Annotated in this window: 23 protein-coding genes and 1 tRNA gene; 7 read left to right on the forward strand and 17 right to left on the reverse strand. The window is 73.1% G+C overall.

Annotated elements, in window-relative coordinates; genetic code table 11:
• Positions 1–3 precede the first annotated feature (3 nt).
• The 9 genes from ACIPW5_RS13490 to ACIPW5_RS13530 all read right to left on the reverse strand — a co-directional run bounded on the left by ACIPW5_RS13490 (position 4) and on the right by ACIPW5_RS13530 (position 8,553).
• Complete coding sequence (locus ACIPW5_RS13490; protein ID WP_401244188.1) at positions 4–726, reverse strand: 2OG-Fe(II) oxygenase; 723 nt, start codon at positions 724–726, stop codon at positions 4–6.
• Between the two features lie 28 nt (positions 727–754).
• On the reverse strand, positions 755–1,087 hold the full coding sequence (locus ACIPW5_RS13495; protein WP_401244190.1) for a phosphopantetheine-binding protein: 333 nt from the start codon (positions 1,085–1,087) through the stop codon (positions 755–757).
• On the reverse strand, positions 1,069–2,376 hold the full coding sequence (locus tag ACIPW5_RS13500; protein WP_401244192.1) for an AMP-binding protein: 1,308 nt from the start codon (positions 2,374–2,376) through the stop codon (positions 1,069–1,071). Before ACIPW5_RS13500 ends, ACIPW5_RS13495 begins: the two co-directional genes overlap by 19 nt.
• Entirely contained in the window at positions 2,369–3,652 is a 1,284-nt protein-coding gene (locus tag ACIPW5_RS13505; protein WP_401244194.1) for an MFS transporter, read from the reverse strand. The genes ACIPW5_RS13500 and ACIPW5_RS13505 overlap by 8 nt, the downstream gene beginning before the upstream one ends.
• Positions 3,649–4,653, reverse strand: a complete 1,005-nt coding sequence (locus tag ACIPW5_RS13510) for a radical SAM protein (RefSeq protein ID WP_401244195.1) — start codon at positions 4,651–4,653, stop codon at positions 3,649–3,651. Before ACIPW5_RS13510 ends, ACIPW5_RS13505 begins: the two co-directional genes overlap by 4 nt.
• The gene (locus ACIPW5_RS13515) at positions 4,647–5,882 is read right to left on the reverse strand and encodes a dienelactone hydrolase family protein (RefSeq protein ID WP_401244196.1); all 1,236 of its coding nucleotides are present in this window, start codon (positions 5,880–5,882) and stop codon (positions 4,647–4,649) included. The genes ACIPW5_RS13510 and ACIPW5_RS13515 overlap by 7 nt, the downstream gene beginning before the upstream one ends.
• Entirely contained in the window at positions 5,879–6,751 is an 873-nt protein-coding gene (locus tag ACIPW5_RS13520; protein ID WP_401244198.1) for a GNAT family N-acetyltransferase, read from the reverse strand. Before ACIPW5_RS13520 ends, ACIPW5_RS13515 begins: the two co-directional genes overlap by 4 nt.
• Positions 6,735–8,120 (reverse strand): B12-binding domain-containing radical SAM protein, encoded by a 1,386-nt coding sequence (locus ACIPW5_RS13525; RefSeq protein WP_401244200.1) that lies wholly within the window; start codon positions 8,118–8,120, stop codon positions 6,735–6,737. Before ACIPW5_RS13525 ends, ACIPW5_RS13520 begins: the two co-directional genes overlap by 17 nt.
• A gap of 139 nt (positions 8,121–8,259) precedes the next feature.
• Positions 8,260–8,553 (reverse strand): hypothetical protein, encoded by a 294-nt coding sequence (locus tag ACIPW5_RS13530; RefSeq protein WP_401244202.1) that lies wholly within the window; start codon positions 8,551–8,553, stop codon positions 8,260–8,262.
• Positions 8,554–8,889: 336 nt separating this feature from the next.
• Between ACIPW5_RS13530 and ACIPW5_RS13535 the strand changes: the two genes are divergently transcribed.
• Positions 8,890–8,962: transfer RNA gene (locus ACIPW5_RS13535), tRNA-Arg, on the forward strand.
• Between the two features lie 65 nt (positions 8,963–9,027).
• Here the strand turns inward: ACIPW5_RS13535 and ACIPW5_RS13540 are convergent.
• The 3 genes from ACIPW5_RS13540 to ACIPW5_RS13550 form a co-directional block, all read right to left on the reverse strand.
• Positions 9,028–9,231: a hypothetical protein gene (locus ACIPW5_RS13540; RefSeq protein WP_401244204.1), complete on the reverse strand. Its 204-nt coding sequence runs from the start codon at positions 9,229–9,231 to the stop codon at positions 9,028–9,030.
• Positions 9,232–9,319: 88 nt separating this feature from the next.
• Positions 9,320–11,128, reverse strand: a complete 1,809-nt coding sequence (locus ACIPW5_RS13545) for an MFS transporter (RefSeq protein WP_401244206.1) — start codon at positions 11,126–11,128, stop codon at positions 9,320–9,322.
• 18 nt (positions 11,129–11,146) lie between these two features.
• Positions 11,147–13,972: a hypothetical protein gene (locus ACIPW5_RS13550; protein WP_401244208.1), complete on the reverse strand. Its 2,826-nt coding sequence runs from the start codon at positions 13,970–13,972 to the stop codon at positions 11,147–11,149.
• Positions 13,973–14,157: 185 nt separating this feature from the next.
• Here ACIPW5_RS13550 and ACIPW5_RS13555 point away from each other — a divergent pair, with 185 nt between their 5' ends.
• The 3 genes from ACIPW5_RS13555 (at position 14,158) to ACIPW5_RS13565 (ending at position 16,542) form a co-directional block, all read left to right on the forward strand.
• The gene (locus ACIPW5_RS13555; RefSeq protein WP_401244210.1) at positions 14,158–14,907 is read left to right on the forward strand and encodes a GPP34 family phosphoprotein; all 750 of its coding nucleotides are present in this window, start codon (positions 14,158–14,160) and stop codon (positions 14,905–14,907) included.
• 316 nt (positions 14,908–15,223) lie between these two features.
• Entirely contained in the window at positions 15,224–16,108 is an 885-nt protein-coding gene (locus ACIPW5_RS13560) for a helix-turn-helix domain-containing protein (RefSeq protein ID WP_401244212.1), read from the forward strand.
• Positions 16,109–16,329: 221 nt separating this feature from the next.
• Positions 16,330–16,542, forward strand: a complete 213-nt coding sequence (locus tag ACIPW5_RS13565) for a DUF397 domain-containing protein (protein WP_125817612.1) — start codon at positions 16,330–16,332, stop codon at positions 16,540–16,542.
• A 110-nt stretch (positions 16,543–16,652) separates the two neighbouring features.
• Here ACIPW5_RS13565 and ACIPW5_RS13570 read toward each other — a convergent pair whose 3' ends face one another.
• A complete protein-coding gene (locus tag ACIPW5_RS13570; RefSeq protein ID WP_401244214.1) occupies positions 16,653–17,546 on the reverse strand; it encodes a hypothetical protein in 894 nt (297 codons plus the stop codon).
• 49 nt (positions 17,547–17,595) lie between these two features.
• Positions 17,596–19,389 (reverse strand): AMP-dependent synthetase/ligase, encoded by a 1,794-nt coding sequence (locus ACIPW5_RS13575; protein WP_401244216.1) that lies wholly within the window; start codon positions 19,387–19,389, stop codon positions 17,596–17,598.
• 117 nt (positions 19,390–19,506) lie between these two features.
• Here ACIPW5_RS13575 and ACIPW5_RS13580 point away from each other — a divergent pair, with 117 nt between their 5' ends.
• On the forward strand, positions 19,507–20,517 hold the full coding sequence (locus ACIPW5_RS13580) for an AraC family transcriptional regulator (RefSeq protein ID WP_401244218.1): 1,011 nt from the start codon (positions 19,507–19,509) through the stop codon (positions 20,515–20,517).
• Positions 20,518–20,799: 282 nt separating this feature from the next.
• Entirely contained in the window at positions 20,800–21,960 is a 1,161-nt protein-coding gene (locus ACIPW5_RS13585; RefSeq protein ID WP_401244219.1) for a lipase family protein, read from the forward strand.
• Positions 21,961–21,980: 20 nt separating this feature from the next.
• Here ACIPW5_RS13585 and ACIPW5_RS13590 read toward each other — a convergent pair whose 3' ends face one another.
• The gene (locus tag ACIPW5_RS13590; RefSeq protein ID WP_401244221.1) at positions 21,981–23,513 is read right to left on the reverse strand and encodes an alpha/beta hydrolase; all 1,533 of its coding nucleotides are present in this window, start codon (positions 23,511–23,513) and stop codon (positions 21,981–21,983) included.
• Between the two features lie 91 nt (positions 23,514–23,604).
• Positions 23,605–25,500 carry an AMP-dependent synthetase/ligase gene (locus ACIPW5_RS13595; RefSeq protein ID WP_401244393.1) on the reverse strand — a complete coding sequence of 632 codons (1,896 nt, stop codon included), beginning with the start codon at positions 25,498–25,500 and terminating at the stop codon, positions 23,605–23,607.
• Between the two features lie 216 nt (positions 25,501–25,716).
• On the opposite strand from ACIPW5_RS13595, the gene ACIPW5_RS13600 reads away from it, so the two are divergent.
• Entirely contained in the window at positions 25,717–26,448 is a 732-nt protein-coding gene (locus ACIPW5_RS13600) for a hypothetical protein (protein WP_401244223.1), read from the forward strand.
• Here ACIPW5_RS13600 and ACIPW5_RS13605 read toward each other — a convergent pair.
• On the reverse strand, positions 26,433–26,564 hold the full coding sequence (locus ACIPW5_RS13605; RefSeq protein WP_401244225.1) for a hypothetical protein: 132 nt from the start codon (positions 26,562–26,564) through the stop codon (positions 26,433–26,435). The genes ACIPW5_RS13600 and ACIPW5_RS13605 overlap by 16 nt on opposite strands.
• Positions 26,565–26,572 lie beyond the last annotated feature (8 nt).

The following is a 26,572-nucleotide window of genomic DNA, read 5'->3' on the forward strand; positions in this document are numbered from 1 at the left end:
CCGCTACGAGCCGAGCAGGGACGTCAGCCGGTCCACGGAGCGCCGTTCGGGCTCGGGGGCGGCGCCGGCGACGAAGCCGGTCATCGTCTGCCGGAGGGTCGTCCCCGCCGTCCGGTCCACCCGGTTGATGCAGTGGATCGTGCCTTCCCGGACGAGGACCAGCCGGTTCGGCTTCGGCACGACGGCCGTCAGCGCGTGCGGGGCCGCGCTCGCCTTCGCTTCGACGACCTCCATCGCGGACATGCCGGTCGTGTCGACGTCGACGGTCTCCGGGTCGGCGTCCAGGATGAGCAGTTCGCCGGCCCAGGACGCCTTCCACTCCTCGTGGAGGAAGAAGACGAACTCCCCCAGCCGGCCGGTCGCGACGTCGTTGTGCCAGCCCAGCCGGCTCCCCGCGGGGTACTGCCAGAAGCTGAACCCGACGGCCGACCAGTCCTGCCCGGGCACACCGAACATGTCCTGGTGCGCCCCGAGTTCCCGGAGGATCGTCCGGAAGGCGGCGGGCTGCGCGTCCTGCTCCCGCGACTCGGCCGTGGGCGTCCCGGTGTCCTGCCGGAGCACGGCTCCGCGGGAGCGGAAGGCGTGCCCGTCCGACTCCGGGTAGATGACGCTGGCGACTTCCTCGAACCGCCGGCGCTCCATCAGCGAACGGATCTCCGCGAGCTCGTCCGGCGGCAGGAAGTCGTCGATGACCCGGTAGCGTGCGCCACTGGCGACGATGTTCATGAATTCTCAGCCTTTCTTTCTGTCCGGCTCAGCGCCCTGCGCGCCGGCAGTCCGCGAGTGCACGTGCCAGACCGAGGACCGTGCGCGATGCGGGGGTCACGGCCACCGCGTCGGGGAGGAGAACGTCGAAGCGCTCTTCGAGCACCGTGAGCACCTCCAGCCAGGTCAGGGAGTCCAGCCCCAGCTCCGCGGGCGATTTCAGCAGCGTGTCCCGGTCCGCCTCGTGCAGGGACCGCAGCCGGGCGAGTACGACGTCGTCGACCCCGGCGTTCCCGGCCGCGAGGACGATCGCGTCCATCACCGCCGTCAGCCCGTCGCGGGAGTCCGGCACCAGCCGTTCGGTCATTTCGAGGTGATCCATTCCGTGAGCGTGGTGCGGTCCAGCTTTCCGATGGTGTTCCGCGGGAACTCCGGGAAGATCCTCAAGCGGGGTGCGACACCGGGCGGGGCGCCCGCGTGCAGCGCGTTCTCCACGGACTCCCGCGAGGGCGGCCGTCCGGACACCGCCACGTAGAGGTCCTCGAACTCCGCTTCCCCGGCCCGGGGGAGGACCAGGAACTCGACCTCCTCCACCCCCGCCGCACCGGCGAGGGCGGCCCGGATCGAGGAGACGTCCACGAACCTGCCGTTGGCGCGTACGGCGCCCTGCTCGCGCCCGACGAACCACACCTGGCCCGAGGCGTCGCGCTCGACGACGTCCCCGGTCCGCCACAGCGGCGAGTCGCGCACGGGCTCGTGTGCGTAGCCCCAGACGGGCGTCGCCGTGCGCACGACCAGCTCGCCGCGGGTCCCCGGTTCCGGACCGGCGATCGCGACGGCCGGGATCGGCTGCCCGAGCCCGCGGGATCCGATGAACATCCCTCCGGTCTCGCTCGACCCGTACCCCCGGGTGACCGGGACCCCGAACCGGGCCGCGCAGGCGGCGTCCAGCTCGTCCGAGACCGGGCCGGCCCCGACGAGGACCGCCCGCGGCCCGCAGTCGCCCCTGCGCCGGGTCTTCGTCAGCAGCCGCAGCACGGCGGGGGTGACGGCCAGCGTGGTGCACCCGCCCCGGTCCAGGTCCTGGGCCGTGCCCGAGGCGGTCGTGAACGGACGGGCGTCGACCCGGCACCCGGACAGGAGCGCGGCGAGCGCCACCCCCGAACCGAAGGAGTGGGCCGGCGGCACCGGGATCCTCACCGTGTCCTCGGCCTCCAGTCCCAGGCCCCGGCGGTAGCCGACGTGCTCCGCGCGGATGCTCTCGACACTGCGCCTCGCGAGTTTGGGCTCGGCGGTGGATCCGGACGTCTCGTGCAGCAGACCGAGACCGGAGGGGACCGGCACGGTCGCGGCGGCGTGCCGGTCCACCGTGATCTCCTCGGCGGGGCCGGGGGTGACGGTGAAGGACGCGCCGTGCGCCCCGAGCGCCGCCGGCTCGCGGGGCGTCACCCACGCGGCGGCGCCGGCGTACCAGCACGCGACCACGGCTGCCAGGAGCGTCTCCGGCCGGAGGCCGGAGAACACGAGCAGGTCGCCGTCCGTGACCCCTGCCTTCCCGTACTGGTCGGCGTACCGTGCGATGCGGCTCGCGGTCTCCTCCGCAAGCACCCCGCCGATCCGCCCTCCGGACGAGAGGACGGCTTCGGCGAGTCCGCGCCGGGCCTCAGACACCGGATGCGGGGGCCGGGGCGGCGGAGCGGATCAGCCGGTCCATTCCGATGACGGGGAGGGCGGTCAGGAAGCCGCCCACCACGCCGATCCACAGGCAGGGGACGATGCCGATGTGCGTGCCGAGCCAGCCGGCCAGGACCGCGGCCACGGGCATGCTCCCCCACACCACGAAGCGGATCGAGGCGGTCATCCGGGCCAGCATGTTCTTGGGGCAGACCCGCTGCCGGACGCTCACCTGCGCGATGTTGAAGGTCACCGCGCCCCAGGTCATGCCGAACTGGCCGAGGACGAGCAGTGCGACCGGGATCACGGTGGCGGATCCGGCCAGGGTTCCGGCCAGGGGGAAGGCCGCCATGGAGAAGCCCGCCAGCACGAGGCCGACCGCCATGACCTTGCCCGCGTCGAACCGGGCTCGGACCTTCGGGAGGGTGAGGGAGGCCAGCAGGCCGCCGAGCGTGCCGACGCCGAGGACGACGCCCATGACGGTGGAGCCCAGCCCCAGCGTCCTCAGGATGAGCAGGGGCGTCAGCGTCATGGCAAGGGTGGCGAAGAAGTTCGACACCCCCACCGTGACGCACAGGCGCCGCAGGACCGGGTGGCCCACGACGAACCGCACGCCGTCCAGGATGTCCCGCGCCAGCCGGGAGTCCTCCCCCTCCTTCGCGCGGCGGGACGGTTCGGAGTCCTTGACGGTGGTCAGGAAGCCGGCGCACACCACGTAGGCCAGCGCGTCCACCGCGATCACCACGGGTGCGCTGACGGCCTTGAGGAGGAGTCCCGCCACGGCCGGCCCGCCGGCCGCGGAGATCTGGGCCGACGACTCCAGCCTCGCGTTGGCCCGTTCGATGTCCTTGTCGGCGACGATGAACGGCACGTAGGACTGGTACGCGACGTCGAAGAAGACCGAGGCGACACCGACGATCACCGCGACCGCGTACAGCCACACGAGCGAGAGCCGGTCGAAGGCCCACAGGACGGGGATGCCGGCCAGGACGGCCGCCCGCACCACGGCCGCTGCGATCATCGTGCTCCGCTTCGACCAGCGGTCGACCCACGCACCGGCCGGCAGGCCGATCAGCAGGTAGCACACGGTGAGCGCCGCGGTCAGGTACCCGACCTCCGCCGCCCCGGCGTGGAGGGTGTCGATCGCGACGACGGGCAGGGCCACCAGCCCGAAGCGCTGGCCGGCCTGCGACACGGTCTGCGCGGTCCAGAACCGCAGGAACCGGCCGGATCCCACCTCCGACGCGGCGGCGTCGGACACGGAGACGCTCATCGTCCCACCGCTCCGCTCGTCAGGGGCTGCTCGATGAACCTCGACCCGCTCAGCTCCAGCCCGGCGGACCGGACGAGTCCCCGCACGTGGTCGAGAGTGACGACGAAACGGTTCTTCCCGTAGATCAGATAGCGCTTCTGGTCGCTGGCGCTGGAGAAGTTCACGGTCATCACGTTGGCGCCCGCGTCGAGTCCGCGGGACTGGCCCCCGCTGCCCACCTTCTCCAGTGCGCTGACCGACGGGATCAGCAACTGCGGGTAGCACAGCCGCAGGACGGCGATGACGTTGAGCGCCAACTCGTTGTCACCGATCGGCGAGATGCTCATCGGCGTGTTCGGAGCCGGGATGAAGGGGCTCACGCTGCACATGTCCACGCCGAGCTCACCCGCCAGCTCGATGTCGTCGATGACGCTGTCCAGCGACTGCCCCGGAAGGCTGGAGATCAGCCCCGTGCCGACCTTGAAGCCCACCTCCTGGAGGTCGCGCATGCACCGCAGGCGCGACTCCAGGGTCTCGTGCCGGAGCCTCAGGTGGAGTTCGGGATCGCTCGTCTCGTGCTTGAGGATGTAGCTCGTCCCGCCCACGGCCCGCAGCCGCTCGTACTGGGTCCGCTTGAGGTTGCCGACGTTCAGCAGGATCTCGACCCGGTCGTCGTACAGCCGCCGGATCCGCGGGATCACCTCCTCCAGGAGCGGCATCAGCGCCGGGGTCTCGCCGCCCTGGAGCAGGATGACGTCGATCCCGTTGTCCCGGATCAGTTCGGCCAGCTCGACGATCTTGTCCGCGGACAGGAAGTAGGTGTCGTTCTCGCGTACGTTGTCACGGCGCATCGGGCAGTAGTCGCAGTTCACCCGGCACACGTTGGTCAGCTCGATGACGCCCCGCAGCACGACGGCCGCACCGAAGTGCCCGTTCCGCGCCCGCCGGCTCTCCGCGAACAACTGCTCCTGCTCAGGACCGCGCGCCACCAGCAGACGGCGCATGTCGTCACGGCTCAGCAAGATGTACCTTCTTCCTCACGAATCTCGGGCAATGTCATGTCGACGACCATCTCCGCCATGCGGCCGGGGTCGGCGTCCGCCTCTCCATACGTGGATACGGCGTCGAGCAGGGACGGGCGGAAATCCATCTCTCGGACCTCGTCGTTGACCGTCACCAGCACCCGGCCGCGGTCCACCAGCCGGTCACCGAGGAAGAGACGCAGCCGCGAGCAGCCGGACGCCCGGACGACCAGGTGCCCGCGGTCCACCGCACGGGCGTCCACGGTCGCCGTGGTCCCGGGGTGGAGGTCGGCCATCTCCACCCAGTGGGCCCGGCCGTGCGCCCTTTCGCGGGCGCGGTGCCGGACGTGTCCGGGCCACGGCTTCCGCTGCGCGGCGCCGAAGCACCGGACGACCTCGTCGAACTGCGGGTTGCCCGGCTCGAAGCCCATCGTGCCGAGCCTGTGCTCGCCCTCCGGCACCTCGACGAACGAGATGCCCCGATGGCCCCGGCCCCTCAGATGCGTCACGGCATCACGGGCGAGGACGAGGGGGATCTGCCGGTCCCGCACCCCGTGCACCACGGTCAGTGGCACGCCCAGGGCGTTGGGCAGCAGCTCGCGCATCGTGTTGTCGGGCCCGAACATCTCCCACAGGGAGGGTGCGCCGTTGATGGACGCCGCCATGGCGAGGCCGTCCCAGCGGCGCGACGCCATGCCCCAGGTCGCGATGCCCCCCATCGAAACCCCCACCAGGGCGCAGCGGTTCGCGTCGACGGCCAGGTGCTCACGGGCCCAGCGCAGGGCCCGGGCCGGGAGATCGCCCGGATCCGTCGTCCACCGGGCCTCCCGGAACCGGCTGCCGAAGATTCCGGCCACGTCGAAGTTGCTGCTCGTCCCGTACGGCCGAAGGGCGTTCGGGCACAGCAGGACGGCACCGCAGGCGTCGGCGAGCCCCCGGAGCTGGTCCCGGAGAACGGCCCCGGAGCTCCCGACCCCGTGCAGGCCCACGATCAGGCCCGGGCTGCGCCCGTCCCGACGGGACGGCACGTACAGCTCGGCCTCGGCCGCACGCCCCCAGGCGTCCAGCAGCTCCACGGTCTCCGACCGGGCGGGTTCGTCCGCGCCGGCCGTCGAGGACAGCAGTCGTCCGAGACCCCGCGGGTCGAGTCCGTGCCGCCGGAACAGCTCCGCCGCCGCCTCGGGGTCCTCGTCCAGGCAGAGGCGCCGTGCCTCGTGCGCGGTGATCACGGCGTCCTCGGCCCGGTCGGGGCCGGGGCTTCCGCGCCGGCGCCCGCGAAGGACGCCATGCCCAGACGGACCGGGGAGCGGCTCAGCCGCCGCGCCCCCAGGCCGGCCATGGCCAGCGCGGCCGGGATGTCCGCCGCCTCGACCAGCACCTCGGCGGCGGTCGCACCGACCGGCCCCGCGGTGTCCCGGAGGGCGGACAGGAACCCGTCCAGGTCGCCCGTGGAACGGCACGGGGTGCCGCTCAGGACGAGTCGTGAGCGGTCCAGGACCCAGGCGAGCCGGGTGCCGGCCGAGGGACCGCGCGGAACGCCGAGCAGTTCCCGGACCATGGGAGCCGCCTCGTCCCCGCCCGGTACGACGAGGGTGCCGGAGGCACGCGGGGGTGTCCCGGCCGGACGCTCCGCGCCGGTGCCGTACGGCAGCCGGACGAGGTAGCGGTGCAGGAGCGGGCCGACGGGGCGCAGCCGCAGCCTGGCGGCCAGACGCGCCTCGGGCTTGTTCGGCTCCACCCAGGCGACGACGCCGTCGTACCCGGCCTCCCGGGCCCAGTCCCGGATGGCGAACGCCGCACCGAGCGCGGCCCCCGTCCCTCGGAACCCGTCGTCGACGAAGACGCCCTTCAGCAGCAGGTGCCGGTGCCACCGCATGGCCCGGTGCACCGCCGCCAGTTCTCCGTCGGGGGTGAACAGGCCCATCCAGCAGTAGTCCCCTTCGGCGGCCAGCTCCCGGCGGATGACGTCGGCGTCGACGTCGTCGAACGGACAGAGCCGCAGGGCCGCGGCCGCCTCTTCGCCTCGGAGGCGGCGTGCCGTCAGTGCCGTTGCCGAAGACGGGCCCGCCGGGGGCGCTCCCTCAGTTCGCGCAGCCACTGCCACCGCCTCCTCCCACCCCGGCCAGGGCGAGGTAGGTGGTGCCCGGGCGCGCGACGGAGGGCATCGCCTCCGTCCTCGCCATCTTGCGCGCGGCCGCCCGGCCGGCCATCAGGTTCATCATGAGCTGGGGGGTGACGAACCTGGAGTCCAGGTCCTGGATGATCCAGGTGAAGACGTCGAGCTCGAAGGGATAGAAGACGGGATAGAGCAATTGGTCGTCGTCCGCTCCGATTTGACGTGCGAGGTTGGTCTCGGGCAGCACCCGGTAGCCGACGTGCATCACGAGTTCGTCGTCGCGGAGGTGCTCGTTGACGAACCGGGCGGTGTTGCGGACCGTCTCCCTGTTCTCGCCCGGTCCGCCGAACACGACGTTCACCTTCACCGGAAGTCGGTTCTTCCGGCTGCGCTCCAGGAATCGGGAGACGTGCCGGCTGTAGAAGGACTTGCCCAGGTTGCGCATCATGACGTCGTCGAGGCTGTCGGGTGACACCACGACGGCTTCCACTCCGCTGTCCTGGAGCATTTCGCCGAATTCGTCGTCGAAAGGCTTCGGCGTGAAGTACGCCGACCAGGTCAGGCCCTCCAGGTCGAGGTCCTTGACGAGCTGGACGACTTCCTTCGCGAAACGCAGTTCGCTGTTGAAGATGCCGTCCGTGAAGAAGATGCGCCGGAATCCGGCACGGTGAATGCTCCTGATCTCGTCCGCCAGTACGTCCAGCGGCTTGAGGTCTCCGGCGTTGTCTCCTTCGATGTACGCGTACGGGCAGTACCCGCAGGTCTGGTAACAGGTCTTCCGCCGGGTCTCCACGCCGATCATCGCCTGGTGCGCGTTCGTGTAGGCCGCCATGAGCGGGGCCGGGTGGTGCAGGGTGTCGGTGAGGAATCCGCAGTGCCGCCTCCCCTGGAGGACGCCGCCCCTCCCCTTGAAGGACCGCGGGTCCGTCGCGATGTCGAGCATGACCTGCTCACCCGGGCCGATGACCCCCACGTCGAGGCCGAGCCGGCCGACGAGGGTGTCGCCGAACAGGCTGAACCCCGGACCGCCCCCGACCAGCACCGGGTCGAGCCCGCGCCGGTCGAGCTCGGCCCGCACGCGCTGCGTGAAGGAGACGTACTCGTCGACATGGGTGCTGCAGGTGATGTCGATGGGGTCGATGTTCCGGATGGTGAACCCGATGACGTCCCAGTCGTCGTCGAGCCAGTCGAGGCCGGTCAGGCCGTCCGGCTCGGCAACGAAGTCCATGAGTCGCGTCGCGTGGCCCGCGCGGTCCAGGGCGTCCTGCACACACCGGACGCCGATGGGGAATATGGGTTGGTTCCCGTCCATGGGAAGGCTGGCCAGATTGACCAGCAGCACGCGTGACATACAAAACCTCTTCACCCTGAGAGAAGACCGGGGGCGCAAGACGACGGAATTACCGGCACTTGCGCCCCGGCCAGAGGGGCGAGCACGGCTCAGTTCTCACGAACGATCACGTAGCCGCGGCGTGCCCGAGATTTCTGATTCAGCCGCAGGACGGGGTGGACATCGTGATGAGGAAGTCCGAGTCGACCAGGTCGAAGAGGAGCTCACACGCACGGTCGAAACGCTCGGCGTCGACGAGCATGAGGGACTCCATGGACTCCTTCTCGATGACGATGCCGGCGTCGGCGAGCGTCTTGCGCGGGGCGTCCTTCAGAGCCGCGGCGAACGACTCGTCGGAACCGAGGCGCGCCACGAGGGCCTCCAGGGTCTGCGCCGCCTTTTCCGCTTCGGTGACCTGCTGGGCGGTGAACGAGGTCACGGCAGTCTGCGTCATTCCATTGCTCCTTCTCGACATGCTTCAACAGCCGGATATCAGCCAAAGACGCCCCGCCGTTCAGCACATGGTGGGCGTCTCTTCCGATGCTTCGATCCTTGTCGACGGAGAATGGCCGGACCAGCGGTCCGGCATGGCACATTCTGGTTCTGACCAGTTCGTGCCGGGGCCGCGGGCCGGCCGCCCGTGCGCTCCTCGCGCGGGGTGCGGCGGAAGCGTCCGGCCGCCCCGGTACGGGACCCAAGATCCCCAACGAGCCATATCCCCCGTGGGGCGGGCCCTCCACCCGCTACACTGGCGGCGGCGAGCGACCCTCACGGGCGGATCGCCACCCGCGCCTTCGTAGCTCAGGGGATAGAGCACCGCTCTCCTAAAGCGGGTGTCGCAGGTTCGAATCCTGCCGGGGGCACAGCGACCGAAGACCCCCAGCCCGGTGTGGCTGGGGGTCTTCGACGTTCCGGTCGTGGGCGTCCTTCAGCTGAGGCCCCTGCTGCGTTCGCCGATGCGGTCGCCCTGTGGGGTGCCGGCGCGCTTGAGGGCCGCCTTGGTGTGGACGCCGCCCTTCACCTTCGTGCGGATCGGGCCCTCGAAGCCGTGGCCCTGGGTCCGCGGGGTCTGGAGGCGTTCGGCCGCCTGCGCGATCGCCGCCTGGACGTCCCGCTTCTGCTCTTTGCTCATCCCGTCGTCAACTCCCTCGGGAAGCACCCAATCGGATCCAATCGGATTATTCGGATCCTATGCACATATGGGTGCCGGTGCACCTGGATCAGGGGCGCGGCGGGGTGCCCAGGGTCCGGTGGATCAGCTGTTCCGGGCAGGGCGTACCGCGCGGGAGCTGGTACTTCGCCGAAACGCGGTACTCGCCCGGTGCCGGGGCCAGCAGCTCCGTCCAGACGTCCCCGGCGGCGTCCGGGGCCGCCTTGAAGAGGCAGCCGGACGTGTTCTCCTCCCGCGGCGGCGCCACCGGCTTCCCCGCGCCGTCCACCAGCCCCAGCCACGGGGAGTGCGGGATCCGCACCCGTACGCGACCGGGTGCCGAGACCTCCACCACCAGCTGGTCCGCGCCCGCCCGGACCACCTTCGCGGGGCCCGAGACCAGGCTCGCGGGGGCGTCCACGCGCAGCAGCCGCCAGTTCTCGTCGCCCCACACCTGGCTCAGGTAGGGCAGGCCCCCGCGGATGAGCTCCGCCTCGGCCTCCCCGCCCGAGTCGGGCTTGTCGGCGGGCAGCACCACGTAGTGCACGGCCCAGCGGTCCAGCCAGGCCCGGTAGCCCTCGGCGGTGAGGGTGCCGTCGTAGAAGAGCGGGTTGCGCTCCAGGTCGGCCTGCCGGTTCCAGCCGCGCGCGAGGTTCACGTACGAGGGGAACGCCGAGGACTCCCGGTGGCTGCTGGCGGGGACCACCTCCACCCGGCCCCGGTCGGCGCCCGCCTTCTGCAGCTGGTCGACCAGGGGCGCCAGCTCGCGGTTCCAGGCGGCCACCGGGGTGGTGCGGACGACGTCGGTGACGCTGTTGGTGGTGATCCAGGCGGTGAGGCCCGCGAAGGCCAGCAGCAGGGCGTACCGGCGCCGCGAGCGCGGGGCCGCGTACGGGACGGCGGCGAGCAGCACCGCCCCGCCGAAGAGCATCACCAGGCGGGTGACGTTCGAGCCGACCTGGGAGTCGACCGCCCAGGTCAGGAACACCCCGAGGGTGTACACGGCGGCGGCGGCCCGGACCGTCCGCCACGCTGCGGGGACGAGGAGGGCGACGGCCAGTCCGAAGAGGAACGGCAGCCCGGCCGAACCGATCTTCATCGGCTGGGTCCCCGAGAAGGGGAACAGCCACGCCGACAGCCCCACGACCGCCACCGGCGCCAGCCCCAGGGCGTACGCGCCCGGCCGCCGCCGGTTCAGGAACAGCGCGGCCGCGACCACCCCGAGGAAGAGCCCCGCCACCGGGCTCGCGGCGGTCGCCAGCCCGGCCAGGGGCGCGGCGACGGCGGCCTTGGCCCAGCGCCGCCGGGCCCACTTGCGGGGCCAGCAGAAGACGGCGGCGACCGCGCCGAGCGCGAAGAGGGTGCCGAGCCCGAAGGTGACCCGGCCCGAGAGGGCGTTGCACAGCAGCCCGTAGACCCCGGCCAGGGCCGGCCACAGGGGGCGCCGGACGGCTCCGCGGCAGCGGGTGAGGATCAGTGCGAGGAGCCCGGCCGAGGCGGTCCCGGCGATCATCATCGTGGTCCGGACGCCGAGCACGTGCATCACGTACGGGGACACGACGCTGTACGAGACCGGGTGCATCCCCCCGTACCAGGCGAGGTTGTACGCCGTGTCGGGGTGCCGGCCGACGAACTCCGCCCAGGCGTCCTGCGCGGCGAGGTCCCCGCCGCTGTTGGCGAAGCAGAAGAACCAGACGACGTGCAGGACCGCCGCCGCCGCGGTGGCCACGAGCACCGGGTGCCGGTGCGCCCAGCCGGGCGTGCGGACGGCCGGGGCCCCGGGCGTGCCGGGGCCCCGCGGGGGCTCCGGCTGCCCGGACGGCCCCTGCCGCCGCTGCGTCTGCCGCGTCTGCTGCGCCTGCTGCTCGGCCGTGGTCACGACGTCCGCCGCACGGGATCAGCCGATCCGGGTCAGCTTGCTGCCGAAGCCCGGGGTGACCAGCTCGCGCTGGAGCGCCACCGGCACCTTGACCTGGCTGACCCCGTCGCCGACGGTCAGCACGCCGACCTGGGTCCCGGCCTTCGCCGACTCCGGGATCGCGGTGCCGCCGTCGCCGAGCTTGATGTCCACGGTCAGCGAGGACCAGCCGACCGCCTGGACGTCGGCGGTGGCGACGACCGGCGTGTGGCCGCCGAGGCCGTCGTCCACGTAGCCCACGACCTGGCCCTTCTTCACGACGGGCGCGCCCTGGACCTCCTTCTGCGTGGCGATCAGCAGGGAGCGGCTCTGTGCGATGACGGTGTCGATGATCGGCGGCTTGTGCTGGCCGAGGACCGCGCCGACGAGCATCTGGTTGGTGTCGCCGACCTTCTTCTGCGCGGCGAAGAGGAGGTTTCCGCCGGCCTTGGTCGTCGTACCGGTCTTGATGCCGAGGGAGTCGTTGAACGGAACCAGGCGGTTCCAGTTCGGCCAGGTCTTGCCGGTCTGGTCGGTCCAGCTCGGCATGCGGGTGATGTCCACCAGCGCCGGGATCTCGACGATCTTCAGACCCAGCTTCACCTGGTCCTCGGCGGTGGAGACCGTGGTGGCGTCCAGGCCCGAGGGGTCGGTGTAGGTGGTGTTGGTCATGCCGAGTTCCTTGGCGGTGTCGTTCATCTTCTTGACGAACGCCTCCTGGGAACCGGAGTCCCAGCGCGCGAGCAGCCGGGCGATGTTGTTGGCCGACGGGATCATCAGGGCGGCGATCGCGTCGTACTCCGAGATCTTCTCGCCCTCCTTGACCGTGTTGAGGGTGGACTCGTTGTCGGACTTGTCCTTCTGCCCCTCGGTCTCGGCGGTCTTGTCGACGTCGATCATCGCGCCCTTCTCACCCTTCTTGAAGGGGTGGTCGCGCATGATGATGTACGCCGTCATCGACTTCGTGACGCTCGCGATCGGCACCGGCTTCTGCTCGCCGGAGCTGCCGATCGTGCCGAGGCCGGCGGCGGCCATGGAGGCCTGGCCCTCGGTCGGCCAGGGCAGGTTCGGCGCCCCGCCGGGGAAGGTGTACGTGCCCTTCGCGGTCAGCTTGAGCTTCGGCGCGGGCAGCGGGCGCACCAGCTGCACGACGGCGATCACGATGATCAGGAGCAGCACGAGCGGCGCGTAGATCTTGACCCGGCGGATCGCGTTCCGCATCGGGGTGGGCGGCGGGGGCGGGTTGTTCGTGAGGTCCGCCAGCATGTCGAGCGGCGGCCGGGGCGGCAGCGGCTGCTGGGTGGTCCGCTCGCTGGGGTCCAGACTCGGCCGGGGCGGGGCCGGCGGGGCCGGCTTCACCGGAGGCTTGGCGGCGGGCTCGCCCTCGCCGCGCAGCGGTACGAAGGTGCTGACGCGGCGGTCGCTCTCGCCGGCGGCGGGCTTGGCGGGCCGGTCCGTGCCGGGCTTCGGGGCGTCGGCCTTGGCCGTACCGGGCCGGTCGGCACCCTTGGCGCCGCCCGCGGAGTCCTGCTTCACGTCGGCGGCGGGCTTGTCGGCGGGCTTGCGCTGGTCCGGGGCGGGCGAAACGGAACCCGGCTTCACGGTACGGATGGCGGCGGTGCGCTCGTTGTCGGACTCCGCCGGGGGCGTGGCCGGCTTCTTGCCGTCCTTGCCGTCCTTGCCGTCGGCGGCCGGCTTCACGGCGCGGAAAACGGTGGTGCGCTCGCTGTCGGAGCCGGGCTTCTCCGCGTCCGCGGAAGCGGAACCCGGCTTCACGGTACGGAAGACCGCGGTGCGCTCGTCGGCGGCGGGCGCGGTACGCGGGTCCCGGGCGGGCTTGTCGGCGGGCTTGTCCTCGGCCTTGTCGGCGGGCTTGTCCGCGTCCGCCGGAGCGGAACCCGGCTTCACCGCGCGGAAGACGGCGGTGCGCTCGTCGGCGGCGGCGGCCGGGGGCGTGGCCGGCTTCACGGTACGGAAGACGGCCGTGCGCTCGCTGTCGGCGGGCGCGGTACGCGGGTCCCGGGCGGGCTCGTCGGCCCCGGCAGCGGAGCCGGGCTTCACGACCCCGAAGGCGGTGGTCCGGACGTCGGCGGACGGGGTCTTCTTCCCCTCCGCGTCGGGCGAAGCGGAACGTCCCTTCTCCGCGTCCCCGGACGGCGCGTCCGAGGCGGCCGCCTTGTCCGCGCCCCCGGACGGCTTCGCCGCAGGCGCGTCCGTGTCCGCGTCCGCCGAGTCGGTCGTCACGACGCCGAAGGCGGTGGTCCGCACGTCGGCGGACGGCTTCGCGGGAGCGGCGGGCTTCTCCGCGTCCCCGGACGGCTTCGCCGCAGACGCCCCGGCGCCCGCCGAAGCGGAACGCGGCTTCTCCGCCTCGGGAGCGGGGTCGGTCGTCACCACGCCGAACGCGGTGGTCCGCACGTCGACGGACGGCTTCGCGGGAGCGGCGGGCTTCTCCACGTCCCCGGACGGCTTCGCGGGAGCGGCACCCCCGGACGGCTTCGCCGCAGGCGCCCCGGCTTCGGGGGCGGGGTCGGCCGGAGCGGGGGCCGGCTCCTCCTCGTCCCGCGGAGCGGACTGGCGGACCACGCTCGCCACCGGGGTCTTCGGGGTCTTGGGGTCCACCCGACCGGGGGACGGGCGTGACGGGGCGGCGGCGGCCTCGGGCTCCGGAGCCGCGTCCTCCGCCTGCTCGTCCGGTCCGGCCGTCGCGACCCACGCCGCCACGGCCTCCTTCAGCGGGTCTCGCGGCTGGAAGACCGACAGCCTCGGGTCCTGCTCCCCGGACGCTCCTTCATCTACCGACTTGTCGGGGGACTCGCCCGCCACCGTTCCTCCTCGATCGCTGTCCGGTCACTGTCCGAACCGTCTAACAGTGTCCCGTCTAGGGGGCATCGCCCAACCGCTAGACGAGAACGACATAGCTACTGGTTCCCATACAAAGCGTCCAGGCACTCTCGACAGATGAATGTGAGAGGCGTCACCCTGTCACTCATCCACGCGGGGAGGCATGGATGGGCAGGAGCCGCAGAACAATTCCGGAGGAGCTTCTGCTGCTCGCTTTGGACCCGACCACGGGTACCACGGCGCAGCCGCAGTCGCTCGACCTCGGCCTGGCCGGGGCACAGCTAGTGGAGCTGGCTCTGGCAGGACGGATAGCCCCTGACGGGGATCGTATAGCCGTGGTGATGCCACGGCCGACAGGAGATCCGACTCTGGACTCCGCACTGGAACTGCTGCGCAGGCGCGGCAGCCCGGTACGGGCCGTCCACTGGATCGGCGGACCCCGGCTGGGGCTCCGCCAGATTTACCTCGCGCACCTGGAGCGCTGCGGCATGGTGCATGCCGTCGCGGGCCAGATGTGCGGGGTGCTGCCGACGACTCGCTACCAGGCGACCGACACGGCGATCAGCCGGGAGATCCGTGCCCGGCTCGACAATGCGATCCGCACCGGTGTACCGCCGGACCCGCGGACCGCGGCGCTCGCCGCACTGGCCCACGCGGTCGGGCTCGGCAAGCACCTGTACCCCGGCAACGAGGGGCGGTCGTCCAGGTCCCGGCTGCGGGACCTGATCCGGCACGACCCGATGGGCGGTCTCGTCGCGCACGCCGTGATGGACGTCCAGAACGGCGTGGCCGCACAGCCGCGCCGCGACCGCGCCGCACAGCCGCAGCCCCAGCCGGCCGTCCGGGCCACGGCGACCGGCGGTCTTCCGCTGCAGCCGCGCCGGACGGGTGCGATGGCCCGCGCGGCCGCGCACTGAGCGGCGGCACGGGTACGCGTACGCCCGCACGACCAGCACGACCGGTATGACCCGTACGACCCGAACGACCCGCGACACCCCTTGATCCGCCAGCGGGGCACAGATCCACCGATCCACCGACACCGCGGCCGGAGGTCCCCCAAGACCCGGCCCCGGAGCCGCCCGGACGTGGGGTGGCGAGGCCGACGAGACGGCTTCGCCACCCCACGTGCCGCTTTCACGCGTTCCCCAGCGCCGTCGCACCCTTCGGTGGCAGTCTGCTGAACACCAGACACTCAGCGAGACAGCGACAGAAGAAGGCGGAGGTGCCGTTCACGTGGCGTCCAATGTCAATCCCACCGTCCGACGCCGCCGACTGGGCATGGAGCTGCGCAAGCTCCGCGAGGACAAGGGCATGACGGCCGAGCAGGTCGCCGAGCGCCTCCTCGTCTCCCAGTCCAAGATCAGCCGTCTGGAGAACGGCCGCCGGTCCATCAGCCAGCGGGACGTCCGCGACCTGTGCGAGGTGTACGAGGTCGAGGACCCCCGGCTCGTGGACTCCCTCATGCAGATGGCCAAGGACTCCCGGCAGCAGGGCTGGTGGCACGCCTTCGGGGAGATCCCGTACAGCGTCTACATCGGTCTGGAGACCGATGCGGCCAGCCTGCGCACCTACGAGCCGCAGATGGTCCCGGGCCTGCTCCAGACGCCCGAGTACGCCCAGGCGCTGATCCGCGGCGCGCTGCCCGAGACGGCCCCCGCCGACGTGGAGAAGCGCGTCCAGGTGCGCATGCACCGCCAGAAACGGTTGTCCGAGACGGAGAACAACAATCCCGACGTGGGCCCGCTGCGGCTGTGGGCCGTCATCGACGAGGCGGCGCTGCGCCGGCACGTGGGCGATCCGCAGTTGATGGTCCGGCAGCTGGAGTACTTGATAGAGCAGTCGCAGCAGCCGTACATCACCGTGCAGGTGATGCCCTTCACGATGGGCGCCCATCCGGGAATGAACGGGCAGTACGCCATTCTGGAATTCCCGGACGCGTCGGACTCGACGGTCGTCTACATCGAGGGCGTCACGAGCGACCTGTACCTGGAGAAGGCCAACGACGTCCAGAAATACAGCGTGATGTACGAGCACCTGCGCGCCCAGGCCCTCAACGTGGACCAGACCCGGCAGTTCATCGCCGGGATCATCGAGCAGCACGCGGGCAAGGCGAACTGACCGCGCACTCCGCGGAGCGGCGGGAACGGGACGGATGTGGTGAGGGGGCCAGCACGGTACACCGTCGATCCCCGGCCACAGAAGGCCTGAATGGAATATGCCACCCGGTCGAGTGAATGCCCCCTTCGGCCATCGAGAGCTGCCGGTAGCGTCGATCACGTCGGCCGGGGATATCCCCGGCCGGCACGCAACCGGAACTACTCGCTGAACCGGAGAAGAACATGGCTATTCGTCAGGGCGGTACGGAAAACTGGACCAAGTCCTCCTACTCCGGCGGAAACGGGGCCTGCGTCGAGGTCAAGTCCCCCGTCACGCAGGCCATCGCCGTCCGCGACTCGAAGGTGCAGGACGGCCCGTCCCTCACCTTCGCGCCCGGTTCCTGGACCTCCTTCGTCACCGGTGTGGTCGAGGGCGGCCTGGGTCACCTCGCCTGAACCGTCCGGACCCCCCACACCGCAGCACCTCGTACGGAGCCCTCTCGACCGGCCCGCCGTCCTGGCCGAGGGGGCTCGGCCACGTCCTCCGCCACCGCCCGCGGCGGCCGTCAGCGCAGCTGGTCCACGTACCGGTCGGTGCCCGGCACCGTCGGAACGAACGGTGCGACCAGCTCCACCCGCCCCAGCCCCGACTCCGCGACCTCCGCGTCGAGCCCCTGGAAGCGGTCCCAGCAGGTGCGCGGGTCGGCCTCCAGGAACCACAGCAGCGTGAGCCGGGTGTCGACCCCCTCGACCTGCTTGACGTAGGTCATCCGGTCCCCGGGCAGCGGGGTCGGCCGGAAGACCGTGACCATCGCCGCCGGTGAGCCGTGCAGCCGGCGCGGCAGCGCCCGCGAGCGCAGCCACTCGAGCAGCTCCGCGCGCCGGCCGGGCCCGTCGGCGTCGACGACCTGGAGGACGAGCCCGGCGTACGGGTGGTCGAGGGAGTGGAAGTCGCGGGGGCCCGCGGCCCCGTCGCGGTAGACCGTGGCCTCGTGGTCCTGGAAGGCCGTGAAGACGTGCGTGCGGTCCTGGTAGACCCGGCCGTCGCGGTTCAGCCGCTTGTTGATGCCGACGGTCCACTTCATGTGCTCGTCGTAGCGGCCCTCGGTGACCCAGTACGTCGACAGGTAGCAGCCCGCGGTGACGGGCTGGGCCACCGCCGACTTCTCGGGGTAGCGCAGCTCCTGGAGCTCGCGGGTGGCCACCCAGCGGCGGCCGGCGTACATCCAGGGCATGGCCATGGCGCCGGCGTAGTAGTGGTCGTCCTCGTACCAGCGGTTGTACGCGTACTCGTGGCCCGGGTGCGGCTCCACCATGGTGATCAGGGCGTGGCCGGGCCGGACCCCGTACGGGCCGACGGCCGCGAGCTCCGCGTAGTCGCCGGCCCTGGTGTCCTCCCGCACTTCCAGCTCTTCCCGCTCTTCTCGATCTTCTCGCTTCTCCCGCTCGTCTCTCGTCATGCCACCGGTGTATCTGATGCCGCGTCAGTTGGGGAGGGGTGTGCGGTGCTCACCCGGACGCCCCCCGGCCGTACAGCTCCTCGATCTCGGCGGCGTAGCGCCGGGCCACCTCCGCGCGGCGGACCTTCAGCGTCGGGGTGAGGGTGCCGGCGTCGACCGACAGCTCCTCGTCCAGGACGCGGAAGGCCCGGATGCGGGCCGGGCGGGAGACGGTGGCGTTGGCGGCGGCGACCGCCCCGGCCACCAGCTCCCGCACCGCCGGGTGCGCGGCCGGGGCCGGGCCGAGGTCGAGGGACTCGCGGGCGGCCCAGGCGGCGAGCTCCTCGGCGTCCAGGGTGATCAGGGCCACCGGATGGGGCCGCCGGTCGCCGACCAGCACCGCCCGCGAGACGAACCGGGAGGCGGCCCGGACGGCGAACTCCACCTCGGCCGGGGCGATGTTCTTGCCGGCGGAGGTAATGATCAGCTCCTTCTTGCGGCCGGTGACGGACAGGAAGCCGTCGGCGTCCACCTCCCCCAGGTCCCCGGTGTGCAACCAGCCCTCCGCGTCCAGGACGCCGGCGGTCGCGCCCGGATCCGCGTGGTAGCCCGGGAAGACCATCGGGCCCCGGGCGAGCACCTCCCCGTCCGGGGCGATCCGCACCTCGCAGCCCGCCACCGGCCGGCCCACCGTGCCGTACCGGACGGCGCCCGGGTGGTTGAGGCTGATCACCCCGGCCGACTCGGTCATCCCGTAGCCCTCGAACACCCGGATCCCGCAGGCGCGCAGGAAGTCGAGGGTGGCGGGGTCGATCGGGGCGCCGCCGGTCAGGGCCCACCGGAGCCGGCCCCCGAAGGCGGCCCGGACCGGGCCGTAGAGGGACTCCTGTGCCGCGTCCCACGCCGGGCGCAGCTCGGGCGGCAGGGCCCCGTCGGCGGCGAGCACCCCCAGCCGGACCGCCTCCTCGAAGCGCTGCCGGCCGCCCTCCCGCGTCTCCGCCAGGCCCCGCACCACCGCGTGGACCTTCTCGAACAGCCGCGGCACCGACGGCAGATGGGTCGGCCGGGCCTCCGCCAGCTCGGCCACCACGTCCTCGATGCGGCCCCCGAAGTAGCACAGCTCGCCGCCCTCCAGCAGGGTGGTGAACTGGATCAGCTGCGCCAGCAGGTGCGCCAGCGGCAGGTAGAGGTACGTGGAGTCGCCGGGCCCGCCCTGGACCAGGGGGAGGGTGGCGTCCTGGACGGCTCCGAGGTTGCCGTGCGTGAGCCGGCAGCCCTTGGGCGGGCCCGTGGTGCCCGAGGTGTAGACGATCGCGGCGTCGGACCCGGGGGTCACGGCGGCGGCCCGCGCGGCCAGTCGGACGTCCGGGGACCCGGGCCCGGCGCCCGGCGCGGCGTCCGGGGAGCCCGCCCCGTCGCTCCCCCCGGCGCAGGGCGGCGCGTCCATGCGGACGACCGCCCGCAGCGCCGGCAGCTTCGGCCGCAGCGCCTCCACCCGGGCCGCCTGGGCCGCGTCCTCGCAGACGGCCGCCACCGCCCCGGAGTCGGAGAGCACCCAGGCGAGCTCCTCCTCCCCCGCCGTCGGGTACACCGGCACCAGGACCGCGCCCGCCGCCAGGATCCCGAAGTGGGCGTACGTCCACTCGGGCCGGGTCTCCGCGAGCACCGCCACCCGCTCCCCGGCCCCGACGCCCAGCCCGATCAGGGTGCGCCCGGTCTCGCGTACGGCCGCGCCGAGTTCGGCGTACGTACGGGTCTGCCAGCCGGCGCGGTCCGGCGTGCGGAAGCGGAGCGCCGGGGCGTCCCCGTACCTCTCCTCGGTCCACTGGGTGAACACCGCCAGCGTGCTCGGACGACCGTCCATCGCTTGCCCTCCCGGGATAGGTGACCCCCGATGGTGGGCACGCCCGGCCCCCGCCCGGCATGACCGGACGCGTCAGCCCCGCTGACCGCAGCGCTCATCGGGGCTACCTTCGAAGCCATGGGGAGGCGGACGGTCACCGTGCACCACGTGCGGGCCCTGCTGGCGGGGGCGCGGCGCGCCGGCATCGACCTGGTGCCGCTGCTCCAGGAGGCGCAGGTCCCGCCGCTGCTGCTCGGCGACGACCGGGCGCGGATCACGCCCGCGCAGTTCGCGCGGCTCTTCCGGGCCCTGTACCGCACCACCCAGGACGAGTTCCTCGGGCTGTCCGCCGTGCCGAGCCGGCCGGGCACCTTCGCGATGATGTGCCACGCCTGCCTGGGCTGCCGGGACCTGGGCGCGGCGGTGGAGCGGGCGGCGGCGTTCTACGGGCTGTTCCCGGGCGGGCCGGAGCTGGCCCTGGAAACCGGGGGCGGGCAGGCCCGGTTCACGGTGCGCAACGACTTCGACGGGGACGAGGAGCAGTTCCTGACCGAGTGCGTCCTCGCGATCTGGCACCGGCTGTGCAGCTGGCTCGTCGGACGGCGGATCCCGCTGGCGCAGGCCGCGTTCGCGTACCCCCCGCCGGCGCACCGGGACGAGTACGACGGCCTCTTCGGCTGCCCGGTGCGGTTCGGGGCCGGGCGGACGGAGGCCGTCTTCGACGCGCGCTGGCTGACCGCGCCGCTGGTGCGGGACGAGGCCGCGCTCGACGCGATGCTCCGCCGGGCCCCCTTCGACCTGCTGTCGCGCCCCGAGTACGGGACCACGGTCGCCGAGCAGGTGCGCCGGACCCTGACGCGGCGGCTGCGCGGCTCGCCGCGGCTGCCCGAACTCGGGGAGGTGGCGGCGCGGCTGGCGGTGTCCCCGGCGACGCTGCGGCGCCGGCTGCGGCAGGAGGGGACCTCCTTCCAGCAGCTCAAGGACGAGGTGCGGCGGGACGCGGCGATCGCGGGGCTGGCCGAGGGCGGGGAGCCGATCGCGGAACTCGCCGCCCGGCTGGGCTTCTCGGAGGACACCGCCTTCCACCGCGCGTTCCGCCGCTGGACGGGGACGACGCCGGGGGCGTACCGGATCGCCTCGGGCGGGTAGCGGGGGGCCCGGGGGCGGTGAGTGCGCGGACCCGGCCGCGGCCCCGGCTCGCACCGATACCCGGTGGCCCCGCCCCCGGCCGCCGTCGCCGCCCGCCACCTGGGCCCGGCCCGGTGGCGGGCGAGACCTGGGGCTGAGCGGCGGCGGCCCGGCGCGGCGCGGCGCGGCCGCGGTGGGTGGCCCGGTCAGGAAAGGTGAGCTTTCCGGTCAGCGACGTGCCGACCGGTCGGTCGCTACCTTCGCCTCACCTGCCCCCACCCCCACGCCCGTCGGGAGATCCCCATGCGTCTGCGCAGCACCGCCACGGCCGCCACGGCCGCCCTGACCGCGCTGGTGTTCTCGGCCTCCGCACCCGCCGCCACCGCCGCCGGGGAGGCCGCCGAGGGCCGCCCCGGCGACGTCGTCGCCGGCGCCCCCTCCGCCTTCCACCCGCTGCCCGGCCAGCCCACCGGCACCCGGGCCTGGAAGGTGCACTACCGCTCGACCACCGCCGACGGCGCCCCGAACGTGGTCTCGGGCACCGTCATCGTCCCGCAGGACGGCCGCACCGGCCCGCGCCCGCTGATCACGTACGCCGTCGGGACGGTGGGGCTGGGCGACTCCTGCGCGCCGAGCAACAACCTCCCGAACGGCACCGCCATGGAGGCCAACCTCATCCAGCAGTACACGCAGCGCGGCTGGGCCGTGGTCGTCACCGACTACGAGGGCCTCGGCACCCCCGGCGTCCACACCTACACGGTGGGCCCCTCGGCGGGCCACGCGATGCTCGACGCCGCCCGCGCAGCGATCCGGCTGCCCGGGACCGGGCTGTCCGCGGACACGCCGGTCGGGATCGTCGGCTACTCCCAGGGCGGGCAGGCCAGCAGCTGGGCCGCCGAGCTGCAGGGCTCGTACGCCCCCGAGCTGAAGGTGAAGGGGACGGCGACCGGCGGGGTCCCCGCCGACCTGCTGAAGGTGGCCGCCTTCAACAACGGCTCCTACGGATCCGGGCTGGTCTTCATGGCGGCGGCCGGGCAGGACGCGGCCTTCCCCGAGCTGGCCCTGGACTCGTACCTGAACCCGGCGGGCCGCGCGCTGGTGGCGGGGATGAAGGAGAACTGCGTGGCGGTCGACGCGATCGCCGGCTCCTTCAAGCGGATCTCCGACCTGACCACCCGGGACCCGCTGGCCCGGCCCGACTGGCAGGCCCGCCTGAACCAGAGCCGGCTGGGCCGCACCGCCCCGGCCGCGCCCGTGCTCCAGTACCACGCGCTCGGCGACGAGCTGATCCCGTACGGGGTGGGGCGGCAGCTGCGCTCGGAGTGGTGCGCGCGGGGCGCCGACGTCCAGTTCGACACGATCGTGCTGGGTGAGCACGTCAGCGGGGTCATCACGCACGCCCCGGCGGTCGCGAACTGGCTCGCGGACCGCTTCGCGGGCCGTGCCACCCGCCCCGACTGCTGACGGCGCCCTGCCCCGCCGGTTCACTCCCCGGCGGGGCAGGAGCGCGTGCCGCCCGGCAGCTTGCCGTAGGTCAGGAAGTCGTCGGCGTACCCGCGCACGCAGGCGGAGGAGGCGTAGCCGGTGTGCCCGTCGCCCTTGTGGTCGATGACCACCGCCGAGCCGAGCCGGCGGGCGGTCTCCTCGGTCCACTCGTACGGGGTCGCCGGGTCCCCGCGGGTGCCGACGAGGAGCATCCGGGGTGCGCCCGGCCGGTCGATGCGGCGGATGAAGTCGGTGCCGGCGGGGCGGCCGTAGCAGGAGAGCACGGTCATCAGCTGGCCCGGCCCGAAGACGGGGGAGGCCCGGCGGAACTCGTCCCGCAGGTCGCGGATCTCCTTCTCGACTTGATCCGGGCCGGCCTTGTCGTTGCTCCGGTCGGGGTCGTCGGCGCAGTTGACGGCGGTGAGGGCGGCTTCGGCGTTGTCCTCGGGGATCCTGGCGGGGCCGTCGTCGGGCGGTGCGTCGGGCGGGCCGCCGAGTTCCATCAGCGGGACGGGGTCGCGGTCGCGCTCCACGCGGGCGAGGGCCTCGGCGAGGTCGGGCCACAGGCTGGTGGAGTACAGGGCGGCGCCGATGGCCCCGACCGCGTCCTGGCCGGTGAAGTGGGAGCCGTCGTCGCCGACCAGGGGGCGTTCGTCGAGCCGTTCGACGAGGGCCTCCACCTTCTCGCGGGCGGTGCGGGTGTTGGTGCCGTAGACGCAGCCGGTCCGGTGGGCGCACCAGGTGAGGAAGTTCTCCAGCGCCCGCTGCTGGCCGCGGGCGGAGACGAGGGCCTGTTCGGTGAGGGGTTCGGTGAGGGTGTCGACCCCGTCGAGGACCATCCGGCCGGTCCGGTGGGGGAACTGGGCGGCGTAGACGGCGCCGAGCCGGGTGCCGTAGGAGAAGCCGAGGTAGTCGAGCTTGTCGTCGCCGAGGGCCTGGCGGATGCGGTCCATGTCGCGGGAGACGTTGACGGTGCCGATGTACGGGAGCACGGGCCCGGAGTGCAGGGCGCACCGCTGCGCGACGGCGCGGAGGGCGGCCAGCTGCGAGGCGGCGTCGCCCGGCACGTCGTCGCCGGTCTCCTGGGAGCCGCCGCAGGAGACGGGGGTGCTGAGGCCGACGCCGCGGGGGTCGAAGGCGACGAGGTCGTGGCGTTCGCCGAGCTTCGCGAAGAGCTTGGGGTCGGCGGCCAGGGAGGCGATCCCGGGGCCGCCGGGGCCGCCGAAGTTCAGCAGCAGGGAGCCGAGGGGCCTGCGGCCGGGGGCGGTGGCGGGGATGCGGGCCACGGCCACCCGGGTGGTGCCCTTGGCGGGGTCCGCGTAGTCGAGGGGGACGGTCACCTCCGCGCACCGCATCGCGGCGGGCACGCGGGCGAGGGGGCAGTCCCCCCAGCGTATGGGCGCGGCGGTGGCCGTGGCGGCCGGCTCGGGGGCCGGTCCCGCGGGGGCGGCGGGGGCGGCCGTGAGGGAGCCGGCCAGTACCACCGCGCAGGCCGTCGCGGTGGTGGTGCGGTGGCGGGGACGACGGGGCATGCGCCCTCCTCGGGTCGCCCCCCGGACCGGTCGGCCCAGCTCACCATATGCGCGGCCCGGCGCCCGCGCCCCTCGGGACGGGCCGCCCGGGTCAGGGGGTGCGGGGCGCCCGGTACAGGGTGTCGATCTCGCTCGCGTAGTCCCGGGCGATGGCGGCGCGCTTCAGCTTCAGGGAGGGGGTCAGGTGGCCGCGGGCCTCGCTGAACTCCCCCGGCAGGACGGTGAAGCGGCGGATGGACTCGGCCCGCGACACCAGCTTGTTCGCCTCGTCCACCGCCCGCTGGAGCTCGGCCAGCAGCTCCGGGTCGGTGACCAGCTCGCGGACGGGCACGCCCTGCTTCTTGTGCATCTGCCGCCAGTGGGCGAGGCCGTCCGGCTCCAGGGTGACGAGGGCCGCGACGTAGGGGCGGTTGTCGCCGATCACCAGGCACTGGCCGACCAGGGGGTGGGCGCGCAGCCAGTCCTCCAGGGGGGCGGGGGCGACGTTCTTGCCGCCGGAGGTGATGATCAGGTCCTTCTTGCGGCCGGTGATGGTCAGGTAGCCGTCGGCGTCGAGCTCGCCGATGTCGCCGGTGGCCAGCCACTCCCCCGGCGGGTGGGCGGAGGTGTTCCAGTACCCGGCGAAGACGTGCCGGCCGCGCAGCAGCACCTCCCCGTCGTCGGCGATGCGCACGGCCGTCCCCGGCAGCGGCCAGCCGACGGTGCCGAGCCGGGGGCGCAGGGGCGGGGTGACGGTCGAGGCCGCGGTGGTCTCCGTCAGCCCGTAGCCCTCGAAGACGTCGATGCCCGCGCCGGTGTAGAAGGCGGCGAGGCGCCGTCCGAGGGGGGAGCCGCCGCTGAGGACGTAGCGGACGCGGCCCCCGAGGGCGGCCCGGATGCGGCGGTAGACGAGCGGGTCGTACAGGGCGCGGGCGGCCCGCAGCCCCATACCGGGCCGTTTCCCCTCCACCACCTCCCCGTACCGCCGGGCGATCCGCGCGGCCCGGTCGAAGGAGGAGGCCCGGCCCATCTTCTCGGCGGTGGCGCGGGCGGTGTTGTAGACCTTCTCCAGGACGTAGGGGATGGCGAGCAGGAAGGTCGGCCGGAAGCCGGCGAGGTCGGCGAGCAGTTCCTCAGTGGCGATGCTCGGCGCGTGCCCCAGCTTGACCCGGGCGCGCAGGCAGCCGACGGCGACCATCCGGCCGAAGACGTGCGAGAGCGGCAGGAACAGCAGGGTGGAGGCGGGGTCCTTGCTGACCGACCTGAACACCGGGTGCAGCAGCTCCACGGCGTTGTCCACCTCGGCGTGGAAGTTGCCGTGGGTGAGCACGCAGCCCTTGGGCGTGCCGGTGGTGCCGGAGGTGTAGACGAGGGTGGCGACGGATTCGGGCGTACGGGCGGCCCGGCGCGCGTGGACGATCGCGTCGGGCAGGTGTTCCCCGGCCTTGACGAGCCGGGCGAGCGCGCCCGTGTCGAACTCCCACAGGTGCGCGAGGCCGGGGAGGTTGGCGCGTTCGGCGCTGATCAGCCGGGCCTGGACGGTGTCCTCGACGGCGCAGGCCACGGCCCCGGAGTCGTGGATGATCCAGCGGGCCTGGAGGGCGGAGGAGGTCGGGTAGATGGGCACGGTCACCAGGCCCGCGGCCCATCCGGCGAAGTCGAGCAGGGTCCACTCGTAGGTGGTCCGGGCCATGATGGCCAGCCGGTCGCCCTCCGCGAGCCCCTCGGCGATCAGCCCCTTGGCGACGGCGAGCACCTCGCGCGCGAACTCGGCGGCGGTGACGTCGCGCCAGGCGCCGTCGGGCCCCTTGCGGGCGAGCACGGCCTCCCGGGGGGCCTCGCGGGCGTTCCGGAACGGTATGTCCCCGAGGGATCCGCTGGTGGCCGGCGGCACGAGCGGCGGCACGGACACCTCGCGCACCACCCCGCCGACCGTCGTCTTGACGGGCTCGACGGGCTCCGGCCCACCCGCGCCCTCGCCCGCACCCACGCCCGCACCCCTGCCCACGTCCACGGCGTTCCCCTCGGCAGCCCACTGTTACCGCCGGTAATCTACGCACGCCCCCGCGCCCGGGACCACCCCTCGTACACCATCTCCCCGCCGGCTCCACACCCCGTCGACGGCACCCACACGCCCGCCCCTCATGCCCGGAACCCCTGCGTCAGCGGGCCCGCACCGGGCAGAATCCCCCCGTGGGTCCGTCCCCACCCCTAGGAGCAGCCGGTGTCGCCGTCCCAGGAAATCGAGCTGACGCTCACCCCCGCCCAGGCCTCCGCGGGCGTGGTCATCCCCCTCAACCTGCCGACCGGCACCCAGCGCCTGCGCATACCCCCGGCCCGCAACGGCGACCTCGTCCGGGCCCGGGTGGGCGACACTGAAGTCCTGCTCCGCATACGCGTGTCCGGGCCGCCGACCCCGCCCCCGACTCCGGCCCCGCCGGCCCCGTCGGGCAAGAGCGGGGCGCTCGGCTGCCTGGTGGCGTTAGCGGTGGCGGCGGTGGTCATCAGCCTCGTCGTGGCCAACTCCGACGACGACTCCACCACCACGGCGTCCTCCTCCCCCACGGCCTCACCGACGTACACCCCGTACACCCCGTACACCCCGCCGACGTACACCCCACCCACCTACACCCCGCCCACGTACGACGCGGCCCCGGCCCCCGCCCCGACCACCGAGGCGGCCCCCAGCCCCTTCCAGACGGGCACCTGCCTCAACGGCCAGCTCCCGGACTCCACCACCGCGCAGACGGTGTACGGCGTCAAGGAGGTCTCCTGCTCGGCCACCGACGCCCACTACCGGGTCATCCAGCGCTTCCCCGGCACCAGCGACATGAGCCGCTGCGACGCGAACCCCCGTACCGAGTACGGCTTCTCGTACCAGTACACCCTCAACGGAAGCGTCATCAACCAGTACGTCTACTGCCTGGTCGGCATCGGCTCCTACTCCCGCGCCTGACCCTTCCCGGCCACCCGCCGCCACACCCAGGCGCCCACCCCGACGACAACGGCGGCCACCACCCCACCGACCGCCTCCGGCACGGCGGCGAGCAACAGCTCCTGCACAGCGGACATACGCCCCT

Origin of the sequence: Streptomyces sp. NPDC090077, from assembly GCF_044747545.1 — a bacterium.
Classification (GTDB): domain Bacteria; phylum Actinomycetota; class Actinomycetes; order Streptomycetales; family Streptomycetaceae; genus Streptomyces.

Excerpts from the sequence above, each read along its gene's own strand:
- ACIPW5_RS13490 (WP_401244188.1), bottom strand. The coding sequence starts at position 726 with ATGAACATCGTCGCCAGTGGCGCACGCTACCGGGTCATCGACGACTTC.
- ACIPW5_RS13495 (WP_401244190.1), bottom strand. The coding sequence starts at position 1,087 with ATGGATCACCTCGAAATGACCGAACGGCTGGTGCCGGACTCCCGCGAC.
- ACIPW5_RS13505 (WP_401244194.1), bottom strand. The coding sequence starts at position 3,652 with ATGAGCGTCTCCGTGTCCGACGCCGCCGCGTCGGAGGTGGGATCCGGC.
- ACIPW5_RS13525 (WP_401244200.1), bottom strand. The coding sequence starts at position 8,120 with ATGTCACGCGTGCTGCTGGTCAATCTGGCCAGCCTTCCCATGGACGGG.
- ACIPW5_RS13530 (WP_401244202.1), bottom strand. The coding sequence starts at position 8,553 with ATGACGCAGACTGCCGTGACCTCGTTCACCGCCCAGCAGGTCACCGAA.
- ACIPW5_RS13540 (WP_401244204.1), bottom strand. The coding sequence starts at position 9,231 with ATGAGCAAAGAGCAGAAGCGGGACGTCCAGGCGGCGATCGCGCAGGCG.
- ACIPW5_RS13555 (WP_401244210.1), top strand. The coding sequence starts at position 14,158 with ATGGGCAGGAGCCGCAGAACAATTCCGGAGGAGCTTCTGCTGCTCGCT.
- ACIPW5_RS13565 (WP_125817612.1), top strand. The coding sequence starts at position 16,330 with ATGGCTATTCGTCAGGGCGGTACGGAAAACTGGACCAAGTCCTCCTAC.
- ACIPW5_RS13570 (WP_401244214.1), bottom strand. The coding sequence starts at position 17,546 with ATGACGAGAGACGAGCGGGAGAAGCGAGAAGATCGAGAAGAGCGGGAA.
- ACIPW5_RS13575 (WP_401244216.1), bottom strand. The coding sequence starts at position 19,389 with ATGGACGGTCGTCCGAGCACGCTGGCGGTGTTCACCCAGTGGACCGAG.
- ACIPW5_RS13580 (WP_401244218.1), top strand. The coding sequence starts at position 19,507 with ATGGGGAGGCGGACGGTCACCGTGCACCACGTGCGGGCCCTGCTGGCG.
- ACIPW5_RS13585 (WP_401244219.1), top strand. The coding sequence starts at position 20,800 with ATGCGTCTGCGCAGCACCGCCACGGCCGCCACGGCCGCCCTGACCGCG.
- ACIPW5_RS13590 (WP_401244221.1), bottom strand. The coding sequence starts at position 23,513 with ATGCCCCGTCGTCCCCGCCACCGCACCACCACCGCGACGGCCTGCGCG.
- ACIPW5_RS13605 (WP_401244225.1), bottom strand. The coding sequence starts at position 26,564 with ATGTCCGCTGTGCAGGAGCTGTTGCTCGCCGCCGTGCCGGAGGCGGTC.